Origin of the sequence: Bartonella capreoli, assembly GCF_902813205.1 — a bacterium.
Lineage (GTDB): Bacteria > Pseudomonadota > Alphaproteobacteria > Rhizobiales > Rhizobiaceae > Bartonella > Bartonella schoenbuchensis.
Genome location: NZ_CADDZX010000004.1, coordinates 90085 through 105437 on the forward strand (window position 1 = coordinate 90085; position 15353 = coordinate 105437).

12 protein-coding genes are annotated in these 15353 nt (G+C 35.7%); 9 read left to right on the plus strand and 3 right to left on the minus strand.

All coding sequences use genetic code 11. From position 1 onward, the window contains the following. Window positions 1–99: 99 nt before the first annotated feature. The 4 genes from J7R05_RS04785 to dprA are packed head-to-tail and all read left to right on the plus strand — an operon-like array spanning window position 100 to window position 4217. Window positions 100–1065 (plus strand): aspartate carbamoyltransferase catalytic subunit, encoded by a 966-nt coding sequence (locus J7R05_RS04785; RefSeq protein ID WP_208541400.1) that lies wholly within the window; start codon window positions 100–102, stop codon window positions 1063–1065. Further along, on the plus strand, window positions 1062–2366 hold the full coding sequence (locus J7R05_RS04790; RefSeq protein ID WP_208541401.1) for a dihydroorotase: 1305 nt from the start codon (window positions 1062–1064) through the stop codon (window positions 2364–2366). Before J7R05_RS04785 ends, J7R05_RS04790 begins: the two co-directional genes overlap by 4 nt. A gap of 8 nt (window positions 2367–2374) precedes the next feature. Further along, window positions 2375–3028, plus strand: a complete 654-nt coding sequence (plsY, locus tag J7R05_RS04795) for a glycerol-3-phosphate 1-O-acyltransferase PlsY (protein ID WP_208541402.1) — start codon at window positions 2375–2377, stop codon at window positions 3026–3028. Then, window positions 2985–4217: a DNA-processing protein DprA gene (gene dprA / locus J7R05_RS04800; RefSeq protein WP_208541403.1), complete on the plus strand. Its 1233-nt coding sequence runs from the start codon at window positions 2985–2987 to the stop codon at window positions 4215–4217. Before plsY ends, dprA begins: the two co-directional genes overlap by 44 nt. Here dprA and J7R05_RS09575 read toward each other — a convergent pair. Further along, window positions 4147–4353 (minus strand): hypothetical protein, encoded by a 207-nt coding sequence (locus tag J7R05_RS09575; RefSeq protein ID WP_343070503.1) that lies wholly within the window; start codon window positions 4351–4353, stop codon window positions 4147–4149. The two genes, dprA and J7R05_RS09575, sit on opposite strands and share 71 nt — an antisense overlap. A gap of 247 nt (window positions 4354–4600) precedes the next feature. Between J7R05_RS09575 and topA the strand changes: the two genes are divergently transcribed. The 5 genes from topA to J7R05_RS04825 all read left to right on the plus strand — a co-directional run bounded on the left by topA (window position 4601) and on the right by J7R05_RS04825 (window position 12055). Beyond that, window positions 4601–7150, plus strand: a complete 2550-nt coding sequence (topA, locus tag J7R05_RS04805; protein WP_208541404.1) for a type I DNA topoisomerase — start codon at window positions 4601–4603, stop codon at window positions 7148–7150. A gap of 59 nt (window positions 7151–7209) precedes the next feature. Beyond that, a complete protein-coding gene (rnr, locus tag J7R05_RS04810; protein WP_208541405.1) occupies window positions 7210–9486 on the plus strand; it encodes a ribonuclease R in 2277 nt (758 codons plus the stop codon). 609 nt (window positions 9487–10095) lie between these two features. Beyond that, on the plus strand, window positions 10096–10263 hold the full coding sequence (rpmG, locus tag J7R05_RS04815) for a 50S ribosomal protein L33 (RefSeq protein ID WP_007477349.1): 168 nt from the start codon (window positions 10096–10098) through the stop codon (window positions 10261–10263). Window positions 10264–10803: 540 nt separating this feature from the next. After that, window positions 10804–11376 (plus strand): thermonuclease family protein, encoded by a 573-nt coding sequence (locus tag J7R05_RS04820; protein ID WP_208541406.1) that lies wholly within the window; start codon window positions 10804–10806, stop codon window positions 11374–11376. 43 nt (window positions 11377–11419) lie between these two features. Next, complete coding sequence (locus J7R05_RS04825; protein WP_208541407.1) at window positions 11420–12055, plus strand: uracil-DNA glycosylase family protein; 636 nt, start codon at window positions 11420–11422, stop codon at window positions 12053–12055. A 526-nt stretch (window positions 12056–12581) separates the two neighbouring features. On the opposite strand, the gene cobT is transcribed toward J7R05_RS04825, so the two are convergent. After that, window positions 12582–13580 (minus strand): nicotinate-nucleotide--dimethylbenzimidazole phosphoribosyltransferase, encoded by a 999-nt coding sequence (gene cobT, locus J7R05_RS04830; protein WP_208541408.1) that lies wholly within the window; start codon window positions 13578–13580, stop codon window positions 12582–12584. Window positions 13581–14111: 531 nt separating this feature from the next. Further along, on the minus strand, window positions 14112–15092 hold the full coding sequence (gene dusA / locus J7R05_RS04835) for a tRNA dihydrouridine(20/20a) synthase DusA (protein WP_208541409.1): 981 nt from the start codon (window positions 15090–15092) through the stop codon (window positions 14112–14114). Window positions 15093–15353 lie beyond the last annotated feature (261 nt).

A 15353-nucleotide genomic window follows, 5' to 3' on the forward strand; every position in this document is an offset into this window, starting at 1 on the left:
TTCGAATCATTGATATCATAGACTATTTATCTTTTTACATTTATTACATTCAAACAAATACTTGTTTAAATTCTTTAGAAATCTCTAGAAAAGAATGCTATGACTCAAAATACTCTTTTTCCGATTTTCCCCTACCGTCATCTTTTAGGTATTAAAGGTTTAAATGTACAAGACCTTACCACACTGCTTGACCGTGCAGATGCAAATATTACTTTTTCCAAGGCAATTGACAACAAAAAAACCACACTGTATGGGCGTACTCAAATTAATCTTTTCTTTGAAGCCTCCACGCGAACACAATCCTCATTCGAACTAGCTGGTAAGCGGTTAGGAGCCAACGTGATGAATATGGCTATCAGTAATTCATCCGTCAAAAAAGGAGAAACATTGATTGATACAGCAATAACTCTCAACGCAATGAATCCGGACATACTCATCATTCGCCATAACTGCGCCGGAGCAGCTGCTCTTTTAGCACAAAAAGTTGATTGTTGTGTCATTAATGCAGGCGATGGTGCACATGAGCACCCAACACAAGCTTTATTAGATGCCCTGACTATTCGAAGAATAAAAGGACGTATTGAAGGATTAACTGTTGCAATTTGTGGAGATATCTTGCATTCACGTGTCGCACGTTCCAATATTATTAGCCTTAATGCTTTAGGAGCACGTGTTCGTGTTATTGCTCCTTCAACACTTCTGCCAACTGGAATAGCAGACATGAGCGTTGAAGTTTTTAACACAATGAAAGAAGGTCTTAAAGGTGCTGATGTTATCATGATGTTACGCTTACAACGCGAACGTATGGTAGGTGCCTTTATTCCTTCCGTTCGTGAATATTTTCATCATTTCGGTTTACATAAAGAGAATTTAGCTTATGCAAAAAGTGATTGCATCGTCATGCATCCTGGCCCAATAAACCGTGGTGTAGAAATTGCTTCTGACATAGCAGATGGAGTACAAAGCGTGATCCACACACAAGTAAAAATGGGAATCGCTGTGCGCATGGCTGTAATGGAAGCCTTACTCGATTCGCGTCATAATTGGAGTGGAGAAAAGAAATGACAAAACCAATGGTTTTTCAAAACGCTCGTATTGTTGATCCTTCGCGTACAATTGACGAAATTGGTACAGTTATTATTGAAAATGGACTGATTATAGCAGCTGGAAAAGAAGCTTTAAATCAAGGAACACCCGAAGGTGCAGAAATTATTGATGCACAAAATAAAGCGATTCTACCTGGACTTGTTGATGCACGAGTTTTTGTTGGTGAGCCAGGAGCTGAGCACCGTGAAACAATCGCTTTAGCTAGCCAATCTGCAGCAGCAGGAGGTATTACTTCCTTCCTCATGATGCCAGATACACAACCAGTTATTGATAATGTGGCGCTTGTTGAATTTATTACGCGCACAGCACATGAAATGTCATTGGTCAATATTTATCCTGTTGCTGCTATCACCCAAGGTTTAGGTGGACAAGAAATTGCCGAATTCGGTTTATTAAAAAATGCAGGTGCTGTTGCTTTTAGTGAAGGGAAAAAAACTCTTCAAAATTCATCTGTTATGCGACGCGCAATGACTTATGCGCGTGATTTTGATGTCACTTTGATTCATGAAACACAAGACAAAGACCTTACAGGTCAAGGTGTTATGAACGAAGGTTTATTGGCAAGTTGGCTTGGCCTTTGTGGAATTCCGCGTGAAGCGGAAATCATTCCATTGGAAAGAGATTTACGACTGGCTGCATTAACACAAGCACGCTATCACGCTGCACAAATATCAACAGCTATGTCTGCCGATGCTATTCGTTTAGCAAAACAGAACAATACAAAAATTTCAGCCGGCGTATCCATTAATCATTTATCCCTTAATGAAAATGATGTCGGTGAATATCGTACCTTTTTCCGTTTAATGCCTCCACTGCGTGCAGAAGAAGATCGTATAGCAATGATTGAAGCAATAAAAGATGGAACAGTTGATATTATTGTTTCTTCTCATGACCCTCAAAATGTTGATACAAAACGCTTACCATTCCAAGATGCTCAAGCAGGTGCTATTGGCATGGAAACTCTCTTAAGTGTGGCTTTACTCCTCTATCACAATGAAATGATATCTCTTTTGAGGTTGACTGAACTCTTATCAACAGCACCTGCAAAACTCTTTGGTCTTAATGCTGGAACACTCATAAAAGGTGCTAATGCAGATCTCATTTTAGTTGATCTTGATGAACCATGGATACTATCTTCAGATATGCTTCATTCACGTTCAAAAAACACACCATTTGAGAACACACACTTTCAAGGACGTGTTATCCAAACACTTGTTAAAGGCCAGTCAGTGTTTAAGCTTGATCAACAAATTAAATGAGATTTTTGATGAATGAAATAGAAGCGCTCTTTCAAGTTCATATAGGATTTATTTTTCTGATATCTTATCTCATCGGTTCTATCCCATTTGGGCTGCTTTTCACACGCTTTGCTAAACTTGGCGATATAAGGACAATTGGCTCTGGAAATATTGGAACGACAAATGTTTTACGTACAGGAAATAAGACAATTGCAGCTCTTACTTTTCTTTGCGATATGCTAAAGGGAACTATTGTTATCCTAATTGCAAAACTTCTAATCTATCCAGCAGGAAGCAGTATTCCAGTAGAACACAGTATTATTGTTATTCTAGCTGGCTTTTTTGCTTTCTTAGGACACATTTTCCCCATATGGCTTAAATTTAAAGGTGGCAAAGGTGTTGCTACTTATCTAGGTGTATGCTTAGGGTTTTACTGGCCATCAGCAGTTGTTTTTGTCATCATCTGGATAGGAATTTTTCTATTTACGCATTATTCTTCATTATCCGGGCTTATTGCTGTTATTATTGTTCCAATTTTTATTTATTTTTTTTCTCCTTACTTCTATGCTCATTGCATAATAGTAATAATGAGCATACTTGTGATTATAAAACATCACACGAATATCAGTAGATTATTAGTTGGGAAAGAAAGTAAGATTGGCACTAAAAACAGAAATAAATAAAGGGATTCCACTTACTGATCATCAACGTTTAAACTGGTTGCGGTTATTACGTAGTGAAAATGTTGGGCCTGTTACTTTTCGTAATTTAATTGATCATTATAAAACAGCAGAAAATGCTTTGGCTGTACTTCCTGAGCTTAGTAGAAAAGGTGGTCGTTGTGCACCTATTCGAATAGCAACGTTAGAAGATGCTGAAAAAGAGATGCAAAAAGCTGAAAAATTGGGTATTCGTTTTGTCGGCGTAGGAGAACCAGATTATCCAGCATATCTTAAGGTAACAGAAGCCTCCCCACCACTCATTACTATCAAAGGCAATGTTTCAGTTTTTCATAAATCCTCCGTTGGGATTATTGGCTCTCGAAACGCTTCGGCAGCAGGTAAGAAACTAACTGCTCAATTTTCTCATTTTCTTGGTAACGCTGGTTTTATAACCATTTCTGGACTTGCACGTGGAATTGATAGTATTGCTCACCAAACAAGTTTAAAAACAGGTACCGTTGCAGTTATGGCTGGCGGAATTGATCATATCTATCCTCCTGAAAATAAAAAACTTTATGATGATATTATCACGAATGGTGGAGCAATTATTAGTGAAATGCCTGTTGGTTGGAAACCACGTGCTATCGATTTTCCAAGAAGAAATCGTATTATTGCAGGTTTATCGCTTGGCCTCTTAGTAACAGAAGCAGCTATGCGGTCAGGATCCTTAATTACAGCCCGTCAAGCTGTTGAAATAGGACGATTAATTTTTGCCATTCCCGGTTCTCCACTTGATCCAAGATCAGTTGGTACAAATAATCTTATTAAAGAAGGTGCTTTATTGGTTACACACCCTTCTGATATTATAGAAACACTTACACCATTAGTCTCAAATACTGTAAGTTCTCAGCTCAATCTTTTTGAAAAAGAATATCCAATTCAATTTCAACAGGAAGGTTTTAATTTACCTAATACAGAAACTGATAAATCTGCTTCTACTAGAAATGATTCAGAACGCCTAGCTGTCCTTTCAGCTCTTTCAACAACTCCAATTGATCTAGATACATTAAGTAGTCATTCAAATATTCCCTTACAAAACCTTTACCTCTTATTAGTTGAACTTGAACTTGCTGGGAAGCTTATTCGACACTCTGACGGTTGTGTGTCATTGTCGGCGTTGAATCCTCCCCAAGCCCCTCAGAGTTATTAATAATACTTTGCCCCTCTTTGGCTACCATATCCAAGAGTAATGCTAAAAGTGGACTATGAGCTTGACGCGCCATTTGACTCATTTGTTTTGACATATCCGTGATATAATGGATAATTTTTAAACGATTTATAGGCATATTTTTTTTATCCTTGAGCATTCTCCCCATCTCTCAATAGATGTTATCTTAATATTTTACCGCATACTTTTTTATATGAGCCACGGAAAATAAGTTATGCGGTCTCTTATAAAGTGTATTTTAAATAATAACAATCAAAAGTTGTATAATATAGTTTTTTTTATGTGTTCTTGACTAATTGCCATTAGCTATTCATTTGAAAGGAGTTTATAGAGAGAATTTTTTATTTTAACATTCGGATAAAATCATGGATATCGTTATCGTCGAATCTCCAGCTAAAGCAAAGACAATTAATAAATATCTTGGACCTCAATATAAAGTAGTAGCATCATTTGGGCATGTGCGTGATTTGTCTGCAAAAGATGGCTCGGTTCTACCTGATCAAGATTTTGCCATGAAATGGGATATCGATACTGCTTCTGCAAAACGTTTAAACGAAATAGCAAAAGCAGTTAAAGAAGCTGATAGTCTTATTTTGGCAACAGACCCCGACCGTGAAGGGGAAGCCATTTCATGGCACATTCTTGATGTTCTTAATCAAAAAAAAGTTTTAAAGGATAAACCTGTTAAACGGGTTGTTTTCAACGCAATCACTAAAAAATCTGTACTTGATGCTATGAATAATCCGCGTGATATTGATATATCGCTCGTTGATGCTTACCTTGCGCGCCGCGCTCTTGATTATCTGGTTGGTTTTACACTTTCACCTGTTTTATGGCGTAAACTACCAGGTTCCCGTTCAGCTGGTCGTGTTCAATCGGTTGCTTTACGTATTATTTGCGATCGCGAATCAGAAATAGAACATTTCATTAAAGAAGATTACTGGTCGATTACAACATCCTTAAAAACGATTCGAGATGATAATTTTTACGCGCGACTGGTAGCATTTAACCAAGAAAAACTTGGAAAGCTTGATATTAAATCCTTAGAACAAGCAGAAAAAATCCGCTCCATGCTGGAGGAGGCAGAATATCGTGCTTTAAATGTTGAAGCAAAACCTATAAAAAGAAATCCTTCCCCACCATTTACAACATCCACGTTACAGCAAGCTGCCTCTTCAAAATTAGGTTTCTCTCCTTCTCGTACTATGCGAATTGCACAAAAACTTTATGAAGGTGTTGAAATTAATGGTGAAACATCAGGTCTTATCACTTATATGCGTACAGATGGTGTACAAATGGCAACAGAAGCCATTGATTCAGCACGAAAAGTGATTAAAGAATCCTTTGGTAATAACTATGTTCCTCAAAAACCACGTTTTTATTCAACAAAAGCAAAAAATGCACAAGAAGCGCATGAAGCTATTCGCCCAACAGATTTTCAACGCAACCCCAATCAAATACGCAATTTTCTTGATAGTGATCAAGCAAAATTATATGAATTGATATGGAAACGCGCTATTGCAAGCCAAATGTGTTCTGCTGAAATTGAACGTACAACAGTTGAAATTCAAGCGATTCAAGGAGAAAATAATGCAAATTTGCGTGCAACAGGGTCTGTTATTCGCTTTGATGGTTTTATTTCTGCCTATACCGATCAACGAGATGAAGAAAATAGTGAAGATGATGAATCAGCGCGCCTACCCCACATCAACGCTAATGAAGCACTAACAAAAGAAAAAGTTGAGGTAACTCAACACACTACAGAGCCCCCTCCCCGTTATTCTGAAGCTTCATTAATCAAAAAACTTGAAGAATTGGGTATTGGTCGCCCTTCAACTTATGCCTCTATATTAGCGATACTTTCTGAACGTGGCTATACTGTAACTGATAAACGAAAGCTTGTTCCTGATGCTAAAGGACGTATTGTCACAGCTTTTCTTGAAAGTTTCTTTAACCGTTATGTAGAGTACGACTTTACAGCAAATCTTGAAGAAAAACTCGATCTTATATCGGATGGAAAACTAGCTTGGAAAGATGTTTTACATGACTTTTGGAATGAATTTAATGCATCCGTTACCGATATCCAGAAATTGCGTATAACGCCTGTCCTTGATGCCTTAAACGTAATATTAGCACCTCTTGCTTTTCCTACGCGTGAAGATGGAAGTGATCCCCGATCTTGTCCTCTTTGTACAAATGGCCAGTTATCGCTAAAATTAGGGCGTTATGGTGCATTTGTTGGCTGTTCCAATTATCCTGAATGCAAATATACACGCCAACTTGGTATAGATACAGGAGAAGAAAGTGAAGCTGTGCGCAGTGACGAGCCTCTTGTACTTGGCGTTGATCCTGAAACGGGAAAAGATATCTTTCTTTGCACTGGTCGCTTTGGTTCATATATTCAACTTGGTCAAGATAAAGGAGCAAAACGTGTAGGGCTACCAAAAGAGTGGGCAAGAAAAAATATTGATCTTAATCAAGCCCTATCTTTGCTATCTCTTCCCCGTGAAATTGGAGCTCACCCTGAAACAGGAAAAATAATCACAGCCACAATCGGGCGGTATGGCCCCTATCTTTCTCATGACGGAAAATCTGCAAATCTTTCTGATATCAATGAAGTTTTTGAAATTGGTATCAATCGTGCTGTTACAGTGTTAGCTGAAAAACAAGAAAATAAAACAAAACGGGGCCGGACAACACCTGAAGCACTGATCACATTAGGTGAGCACCCAGAAGGTGGAACTGTCACTGTGCGCGATGGACGTTATGGTTTGTATGTAAATTGGGGAAAAATTAATGCCACATTACCAAAAGATAAAGACCCCGCTGATGTAACACTTTCAGAAGCATTAGACCTTCTCTTGGCCAAAGCATCCGCTCCTAAAAAAGGGCAAAGAGTGAATAGGAAAAAATAGTTACACAAGAAAAAGATAGCATCGAAAAAATTTTTTCTAAAATAAAAGAGGCATAAATTTTGGTTAAAGGTCAGAAAAAAACAAAATATCTTCAGTCTTCTTATACTGAACAACTGCCTAATAAAGCAGAAATTTTGTCTTTTATTACTGATAATCCTAACCTATTAAATAAACGCGAAATCGCTAAGGCTTTTAATTTAAAAGGCGATTCTCGCCGTTGGTTGAAAGATATGCTCGATCAGTTGAAGGATCCTAGCTCTATATCAAAAAAACATAAGAAAATAACGACTCAAGAAAGACTGCCGCCTGTTACTTTAGTTAAAATAAGTGCATCAGATAATAATGGCGGTTTTATTGCACACCCTCTTGAATGGAAGGGTGATTTAACGCCAAATATTGAAATACCTCCTCGCTATATAAAAGGAGTCAGTATTAGTCTTGGAGATTATTTTCTTGTAAAAATTTTTCGAAATAAGACCCCTCAAAGTTTTTCCTATACAGGGCGTATTATCCGCAAAATTAATAAGCAAGAAAGGACTATGCTTGGTATAGTAAAAAAATTAGAAAATAACCAATGGCAGCTTTGTTCTATAGACCGTAAAACTAATGACCTAATTATTGAAACACCCTTAGATGTTGATATAAAATCGGGTGATCTCGTTGAAGCTGAAATTAGAAAAAATACAGCTTACAGATCAAAAAGCGCAAAAGTAAAAAATGTTTTGGGATCTATCGATAGTGAAAAAGCACTTTCAATGATTGCGCTTATTTCAAAAGGAATTCCTTATGTTTTTCCTGAAGAGGTCTTGAAGCAAGCCAAAGATGCAAAACCTATTGTCAGCACAACAAATCGTGAAGATTGGCGACAGTTACCGTTTATTACAATTGATCCACCAGATGCAAAAGACCATGACGATGCCGTTTATGCCGTAAAAGATGAAGATCCTGCAAATAACGATGGTTGGATTGTCACTGTAGCAATCGCAGATGTCTCTTATTATGTGAAAACAGGAAGTGCTTTAGACCAAGAAGCATTGAAACGAGGCAATTCTGTTTATTTTCCTGATTGCGTTGTACCAATGCTTCCTGAATACATCTCTAATAATTTATGCTCTCTTCTTGAAGGAAAAGACAGGCCTGCTTTAGCTGTTCGTATGATTTTTGATGCAAATGGCAACAAACGCAAACATAGTTTCCACCGTATTATTATGCGTACGGTAGCTAAACTATCCTATCAAGAAGTACAATGTGCAATTGAAGGAAATACAAATGAAAAAACAGCCCCTCTTCTTGAGAATATCTTGCAACCATTGTGGAGCGCTTATACCAAACTCAAAATTGCACGCAATCGTCGAAAACCACTTGAATTAGAGGTACCAGAAAAAAAGATTATTCTTGATCAAAATGGGCGCATTAAAGATGTCGTGGTTCCACCTCATCTAGAAGCACATCGCTTAATTGAAGAATTTATGATACAAGCTAATGTTGCAGCCGCGGAAACATTAAAAGAACATCATCAGCCCTTTATTTATCGCGTTCATGACAAGCCATCTCTCGCAAAACAAGAAATACTACAGAACTTTCTTCAGAGTTTAGGAATATCATTTTCTCGAAGAGCAGAACTTACATCAGAACGATTCAATAATATTCTTACGCAAGTCATTAATACACAACAACAGGAATTGGTTAATCAGGTTATTTTACGCTCACAATCTCAAGCTGAATATAATCCTGAAAATATAGGTCACTTTGGCTTAAATCTGCATAACTATACACATTTTACATCACCAATCCGTCGTTATGCTGATTTGATTGTTCATCGAGCACTTATTAAATCCCTGCAATTAGGTGACGGCAAACTAACAGATTCACAAGAACAAAATTTAACAGCAATTGCCATACAAATTTCTGCATATGAACGCCGCGCAATGATGGCTGAAAGAGAAACTGTTGATCGGCTTGTTGCACATTATTTGGCTAATAAAATAGGCCATTCATTTAAAGGTCGCATTTCTGGAGTTACAAAAGCAGGTCTTTTTATTTCACTTGATAAACTAAATGCAGACGGCTTTGTGCCCATTTCTACACTTAAACGTGATTACTATCATTTTGATGAAACACAACATACCCTTATAGGAAAATGGAGTTGCAAAGGCTATCAACTTGGCGACGAGGTAGAGGTAAAGCTTATAGAAGTACAGCCTCTTGCTGGTGCTTTATGTTTTGAAATATTAACGCAACCTCATTCGTTTACTTTTTCATCCATTCCCTATCGTAAAAACAAATTTATAGCAAAAAAACGGGAACGTAATTCCTATAAACAAAGACGATATTGAAAAAATAAACTATATCTTTGTCCTTAGATATTACCTTTTTCTAAGAAAGAATTTAAATTATCACTACGCTATAAGAATATTTATTTTTACTTCAATTGATTCTGTCCGTATTTGAAAAAAGTTGCAGTTCATTATTTATAATTAGACTATACAAACGATCACACTGATCATTGTTCAAGAAGCATATGGAAAAATAAGATTAATTCTTAAAAACCCTACCCTGCTTAGATTAAGTGTTAACATTAAAAGCAGAAAACACAATTTGCTTTACTGCTAATGACTAAACAGATTTTTAAAAATAACATCATTAATTATAGTGAAATCACAACAATTACCGTGGATCATTTTCGATCTAGAATTAGCATACTCATTGAAGTAATTGTTATTGGTCAAGCAACAAATATTTAAAAACTTTTTTATTTTTCCTCTGTGATGATTTACTTTCTTGGCTGATATATTAATCCAGTACTTACACTTTCCTGATAAGAAAGCTAATCAAGTCTTGACTTTTTTTATAACATCCGTAGTGTTGATAATGAAATATAATTGCATCAAAAATGAGTTTTGAGAGCAAAATAGTATCATTTTCAGTTTAATAGGATCCTTATTATGGCTAAAGCAGCAACTATTAAAATTAAGCTTTTGTCAACTGCAGATACTGGTTTTTTCTATGTAACAAAGAAAAATAGCCGCACAATGACAGACAAAATGAGCAAACGTAAATATGACCCAATTGCTAGAAAACACGTTGAGTTTAAAGAAACAAAAATCAAGTAATTGATTTCATCTATTTAAATTGTAGCGCTGTTTATTTCTGCTAATTATATAAACACACTTAAAAAACACTAATAAGTGTTGAGCGTTTTTTAAAAGATTTATCTCATAGCTACTATTTAAAGCAAAATTGGTTAAATAATTAGTTTGTATTTTGCTCCAAATGATGACGATTTATCTTGCCAAAAATTCCATTAATTGTCGGATATTTTGCTGCTTTATTATGGGAAAAGACTTTTTATATTGAAGATGACAACAAAGGTTGCTCAACTAGGGCAGTTTAAAATAGCTCAAACAAATGGATTTTTTTTACTGTATACGTAAATTATAAGAAAATAAACTCAGTTAGTTAACGAACAACATTATAAATTTGAATATTTGAGTATTCAAAGGGGCTTTTAGCCGTATAATATTAATACTAATAGGTATTGCTCCGAAATATTTATTATCATAATGATGTAATCTACATTAAAAAAATAAGATAATTCCACAATATAAATTGTATCTTGACTTAATGGAACACATTATGATATTAACTCTTTTATGAAAAATAATGCTTTTTATTTTGATTTAAGTGACTTTTATCGGAAAGTTACAGTTTTAGAGGCTTTTATAGCCGTCAGTGTTTTCATTAATGTAACGATTAATGTGAGGTGCGCTTGGTCGCGACCTCAAGAAGTAGTTTCTGCTTCAACAGAATCCATTACGGGGAATGCGATTGTTATTGATGGTGATTCAATCAGAATTGGCGATGTTATGATCCGACTTGTAGGAATTGATGCTCCTGAACTGCGTCAATTTTGTGGTATCGAGGCAGAGCGTTACCCATGCGGCATTAGAGCCAAAGAGCATTTACAAAAGCTTATAGCGAACCGATTTGTTACCTGTTATTGGAATAAAAAAGACAAATATCAGCGTGTTCTTGGAACATGTAGAACAGAAAAAGTCAAAAATATTAATGCAAAAATGGTGCGTGATGGGTGGGCTATAAGTTACTATGGTTATACCTACCAGAAGGAAGAGCAAAAGGCTAAAGCGCAAAAAAAGGGTATATGGCAATCGTATTTTCAACAACCGCAAGAGTGGCGAAAAGTTCACCCTTATATAAAAAGATAAAATTATTGCTTTTTCGTAATGCTGTCATTAGTTTTTATCTATCATGACGCAGCAAAAACGTGATCAAATTATTAAATTGAGAGAACAAATTCGTTCTTGTCGTGTTTGTATTGAACGTCCACATTATTTTCCTCCTCTTCCCCATGAACCAAAACCTGTTGTTTATTTATCCAAAACAGCTTCTATTGCAATTGCAGGCCAAGCCCCGGGATTACGCGTTCATGAAACCTCTATTCCTTTCAATGATCGTTCTGGAGATAGATTACGCAATTGGCTAGGTGTAACAAGCGACCAATTTTATGATAGATCTTTATTTGCTATTGTTCCCATGGGATTTTGTTTTCCTGGTTATGATCAAAATAAATCTGATTTACCACCAAGACGCGAATGTCAAGAAATATGGCATGAAAAAGTATTTCAGGCTATGCCTCAAATAAAGCTTGTCCTTGCTATTGGAAATTATGCACAAAAATGGCACATTGCAGAACTTAAACATAAAACCGTTTCAGAAACCGTTAATGATTGGAAAAACATTCTTTCTATCCGTCAACCCCGAGGATACAATGTTATGCCCTTACCTCATCCATCATGGCGAAATACTTTTTGGCTACAACAACACCCATGGTTTAATGATGAATTGATCGTATATCTTCGTCATTTGGTGCGTAAGTTTTTATAATTTAGTACTGAAGAAAAAAGGATAAATTATCTTGATCTTAAATTTATTTTTCGCAAGAAAATATTACCATTTTCTGTCATCGATTTGCCTTAAAAAATTGATTTTTATAACCCTTTTCTGGCACAAAATTTAAAAACTCTAAAAAATAGTATTATTTAATGTTGTGTTGCTACTTTTCTTAAAAAAGCAGCTGCGTATATCACAGTTATTCCTATTTGACTCAAGTAACATCGTAAACAATTCTAATATTTTTCAAAAATTATAAAAAATTTCACGAAATGATTAAATTTTATCAAATAAAGTTTGAAACACCTACTACTTATTGCGTTTTGTAGTTCCAATATTGAAAGCATGATGGCTTTTATAAAAGATTTTAATTGTTAAATTGACGTTCTGCAGCTTCCCATCTTTTTTCATAATAGAATTAACTGATGGCAATATACCCCCTTGATTATATAAAACAGCAAAAAATGAGTAGAACTCTTAAAACTCTTCTCGATATTTATTGATCACATTATTATTTTTTCTAATCTTCTTGTTCACAAGCTGTCATTTGTGCATGGGTTAAAAGAGCAGCCTTGACCACACCCGCAGCCATAGCCGCACCTGTTCCTTCTCCAAAACACATCTTTAAATCTAAAAGTGGTTCTTTTTCAATTTTTTCCAAAAGCTTACGATGAGCTGGTTCAGAAGAAATATGACCAATAATAATATGATCAAGTATCCTTGGATTTATTTTATATAATACTGCTGCTGCTACTGTTGCTACAAAACCATCCAAGATAACTGGAATTTTTTCCATTCTTGCTGCTAAGATAGCACCCACCATCGCTGCAATTTCACGCCCTCCTAAGCGACGCATAATTTCAAAAGGATCATTTAAATAACCCTCATGTAAAGAAATAGCTGTTTTTATTGCCCTCACTTTGCGTTCATAAAATTCTCCTACAGCCCCCCTACCAGATTCAGCCCATTCTTCAGCCTCCCCACCAAATAAAGCCAGACATAAGGCTGATGCTACTGTCGAGTTACCAATTCCCATTTCACCTATACACAAAAGATCTGTTCCTCCAGCAATTGATTCCATACCAAATGCCATTGTTGCAGCTGTATTATGCTCACCCATTGCTGCATCTTTAGTAATATTCATTGTTGGGCATTCTAGAGCTAAGTCAAATACCTTTAGTCTAAGATTATAAGCCATGCAGATTTGATTGATGGCCGCACCACCAGCAGTAATCTTTTTTACCACCTCTTGTGTCATAGATTGCGGAAACGGTGTAACATTTTCCTCAACAATACCGTGATTACCAGAAAAAATAGCCACTAAAGGCTGTGTTATAATTGGCTTTTCCTCACCTCTCCACCCTGCATACCAAACCGCGATATCTCCCAACTTTCCTAGAGCTCCCTGTGGCTTTACTAATTGTGTTTGCTGTTTTCTAGCCAAAATCATAGAAAACTCATCAGGACTTGGTAAATTTGTTAATAATGCATGAAAATCATCAAATGGACTGCTGTTCATAAAAATATCTTTTTAACTCTATAGCGTATCAATAAAATTTTATCTTATAAACAGAGTATAAATAATTCGTTGTTTTTTTACAGTATAAATATACTACGTTGTAATTGAAGTAATGATTTATCTTTAATTTTTTAAAATCATTTATTTCTAAATGCTGATAATATTGCTAATAATGCGACTTATTTTTATTATAGAAATGCTTATCTGTACCCTACTCATAACATCTATATATAACTAGCATGCTTTAACAAAGGTAAGCTTACCGAATTTATGGATTCTTTACCGCGAAAACATTCCAAAAATCGTAATGTTTCAGTATTTATTACATATGTATTTATAAAAAAGTCCTTCACATCTTCTTTTTCAAATTTTAACAGGGTTTCATTATCAATAGATGATCGTATTTAGCGCCTCCCCTTTTCTTTTGATTGTTTAATATAATTATAAAATTATATATAAATTACAATATATAATATAAATAAATTAATGTAAAATATTAGAATATAATTTAGAATTTCAACGAAATTTATCTTAAACAAAAGCAGCAAAAGCTTCTTTTAAAACAGACACATCTGCATCTCTTCTTGTTGCGTCATTTGATAATATTTGCCGCCACCGACGTGCACCATTTCGACCATGAAATAAATTAATCATATGGCGTGTCACATGAGAAAGACGTCCACCTGAAGCTATATGTTTAGCAGCATAATCACACATAGCATCAATGAGATCACAATCACTAAGATCGCTGTGCGGTTGACCATATATTTTAGAATCAATGGACATGAGTAAAGCTGGATCGTGATAAACTTTCCGTCCCACCATGGTGGCATCACATAATTTTAAATGTTCTTTGACTTCATCAACTGATTGAATTCCACCATTTATCCCAATAAATTTATGGGGATATTTACGTTTTAATTTATAAACTCTTTCATAATTGAGTTCTGGAATACCACGATTTTCTTTCGGACTTAATCCTTTTAACCACGCTTTGCGTGCATGCACCCAGAGCGCATCACAGCCGGCGTTCCATACTTGGTCAGCTAAAATATCTAAGGCTAATTCTTCATCTTGTTTATCTACACCTATACGACATTTAACAGTCACAGATATGGTCACAGCCTGCTTCATTGCTTCTACAGCTCTTGCCACAATATCAGGATGGAGCATCAAACAAGCACCAAACATGCCTGCTTGAACACGATTTGATGGACAACCAACATTGAGGTTTATTTCATCATATCCAAAGTCTTCTGCAATTCGCGCCGCTTCTGCTAATTTTTGCGAATCCGATCCACCTAATTGCAATGCAATTGGGTGTTCATCATCACTAAAACCCAATAGTCGTTCACGAATGCCATGGATTGCAGCATCTGCTACAACCATTTCAGTATAAAGCAGTGCTTTTTTTGTCAAAAGACGATAAAAAAAACGGCAATGCCGATCCGTCCAATCTAGCATTGGTGCTACTGCAAATTTTACTAATGATGGAGAATTATACAACGTCATAAAAGCATTACTTATACATTTTCATTCATAGCATTTTATTCATGTATACGAGAAATGTCTTTTTTCCTACCCACAATAGTTTTTATCACTTTCTACTATCGGTTGAGGATATAAAAACGCGCTTTATACTTATTGCCTTTTCTAAATTACCTAAATTTTGTTAAAATTAAATAGTAAATACAAAAGGCATTGTTCTCCTTCATTAGATACAGCTAAATTTGCTTTACTATTCCATATTTCAACTACGGAACACTCGTACCC

Coding starts and splice junctions, on each gene's coding strand:
- J7R05_RS04785 (WP_208541400.1), top strand. CDS start 100: ATGACTCAAAATACTCTTTTTCCGATTTTCCCCTACCGTCATCTTTTA.
- J7R05_RS04790 (WP_208541401.1), top strand. CDS start 1,062: ATGACAAAACCAATGGTTTTTCAAAACGCTCGTATTGTTGATCCTTCG.
- plsY (WP_208541402.1), top strand. CDS start 2,375: ATGAATGAAATAGAAGCGCTCTTTCAAGTTCATATAGGATTTATTTTT.
- J7R05_RS09575 (WP_343070503.1), bottom strand. CDS start 4,353: ATGCCTATAAATCGTTTAAAAATTATCCATTATATCACGGATATGTCA.
- topA (WP_208541404.1), top strand. CDS start 4,601: ATGGATATCGTTATCGTCGAATCTCCAGCTAAAGCAAAGACAATTAAT.
- rpmG (WP_007477349.1), top strand. CDS start 10,096: ATGGCTAAAGCAGCAACTATTAAAATTAAGCTTTTGTCAACTGCAGAT.
- J7R05_RS04820 (WP_208541406.1), top strand. CDS start 10,804: ATGAAAAATAATGCTTTTTATTTTGATTTAAGTGACTTTTATCGGAAA.
- J7R05_RS04825 (WP_208541407.1), top strand. CDS start 11,420: ATGACGCAGCAAAAACGTGATCAAATTATTAAATTGAGAGAACAAATT.
- cobT (WP_208541408.1), bottom strand. CDS start 13,580: ATGAACAGCAGTCCATTTGATGATTTTCATGCATTATTAACAAATTTA.
- dusA (WP_208541409.1), bottom strand. CDS start 15,092: ATGACGTTGTATAATTCTCCATCATTAGTAAAATTTGCAGTAGCACCA.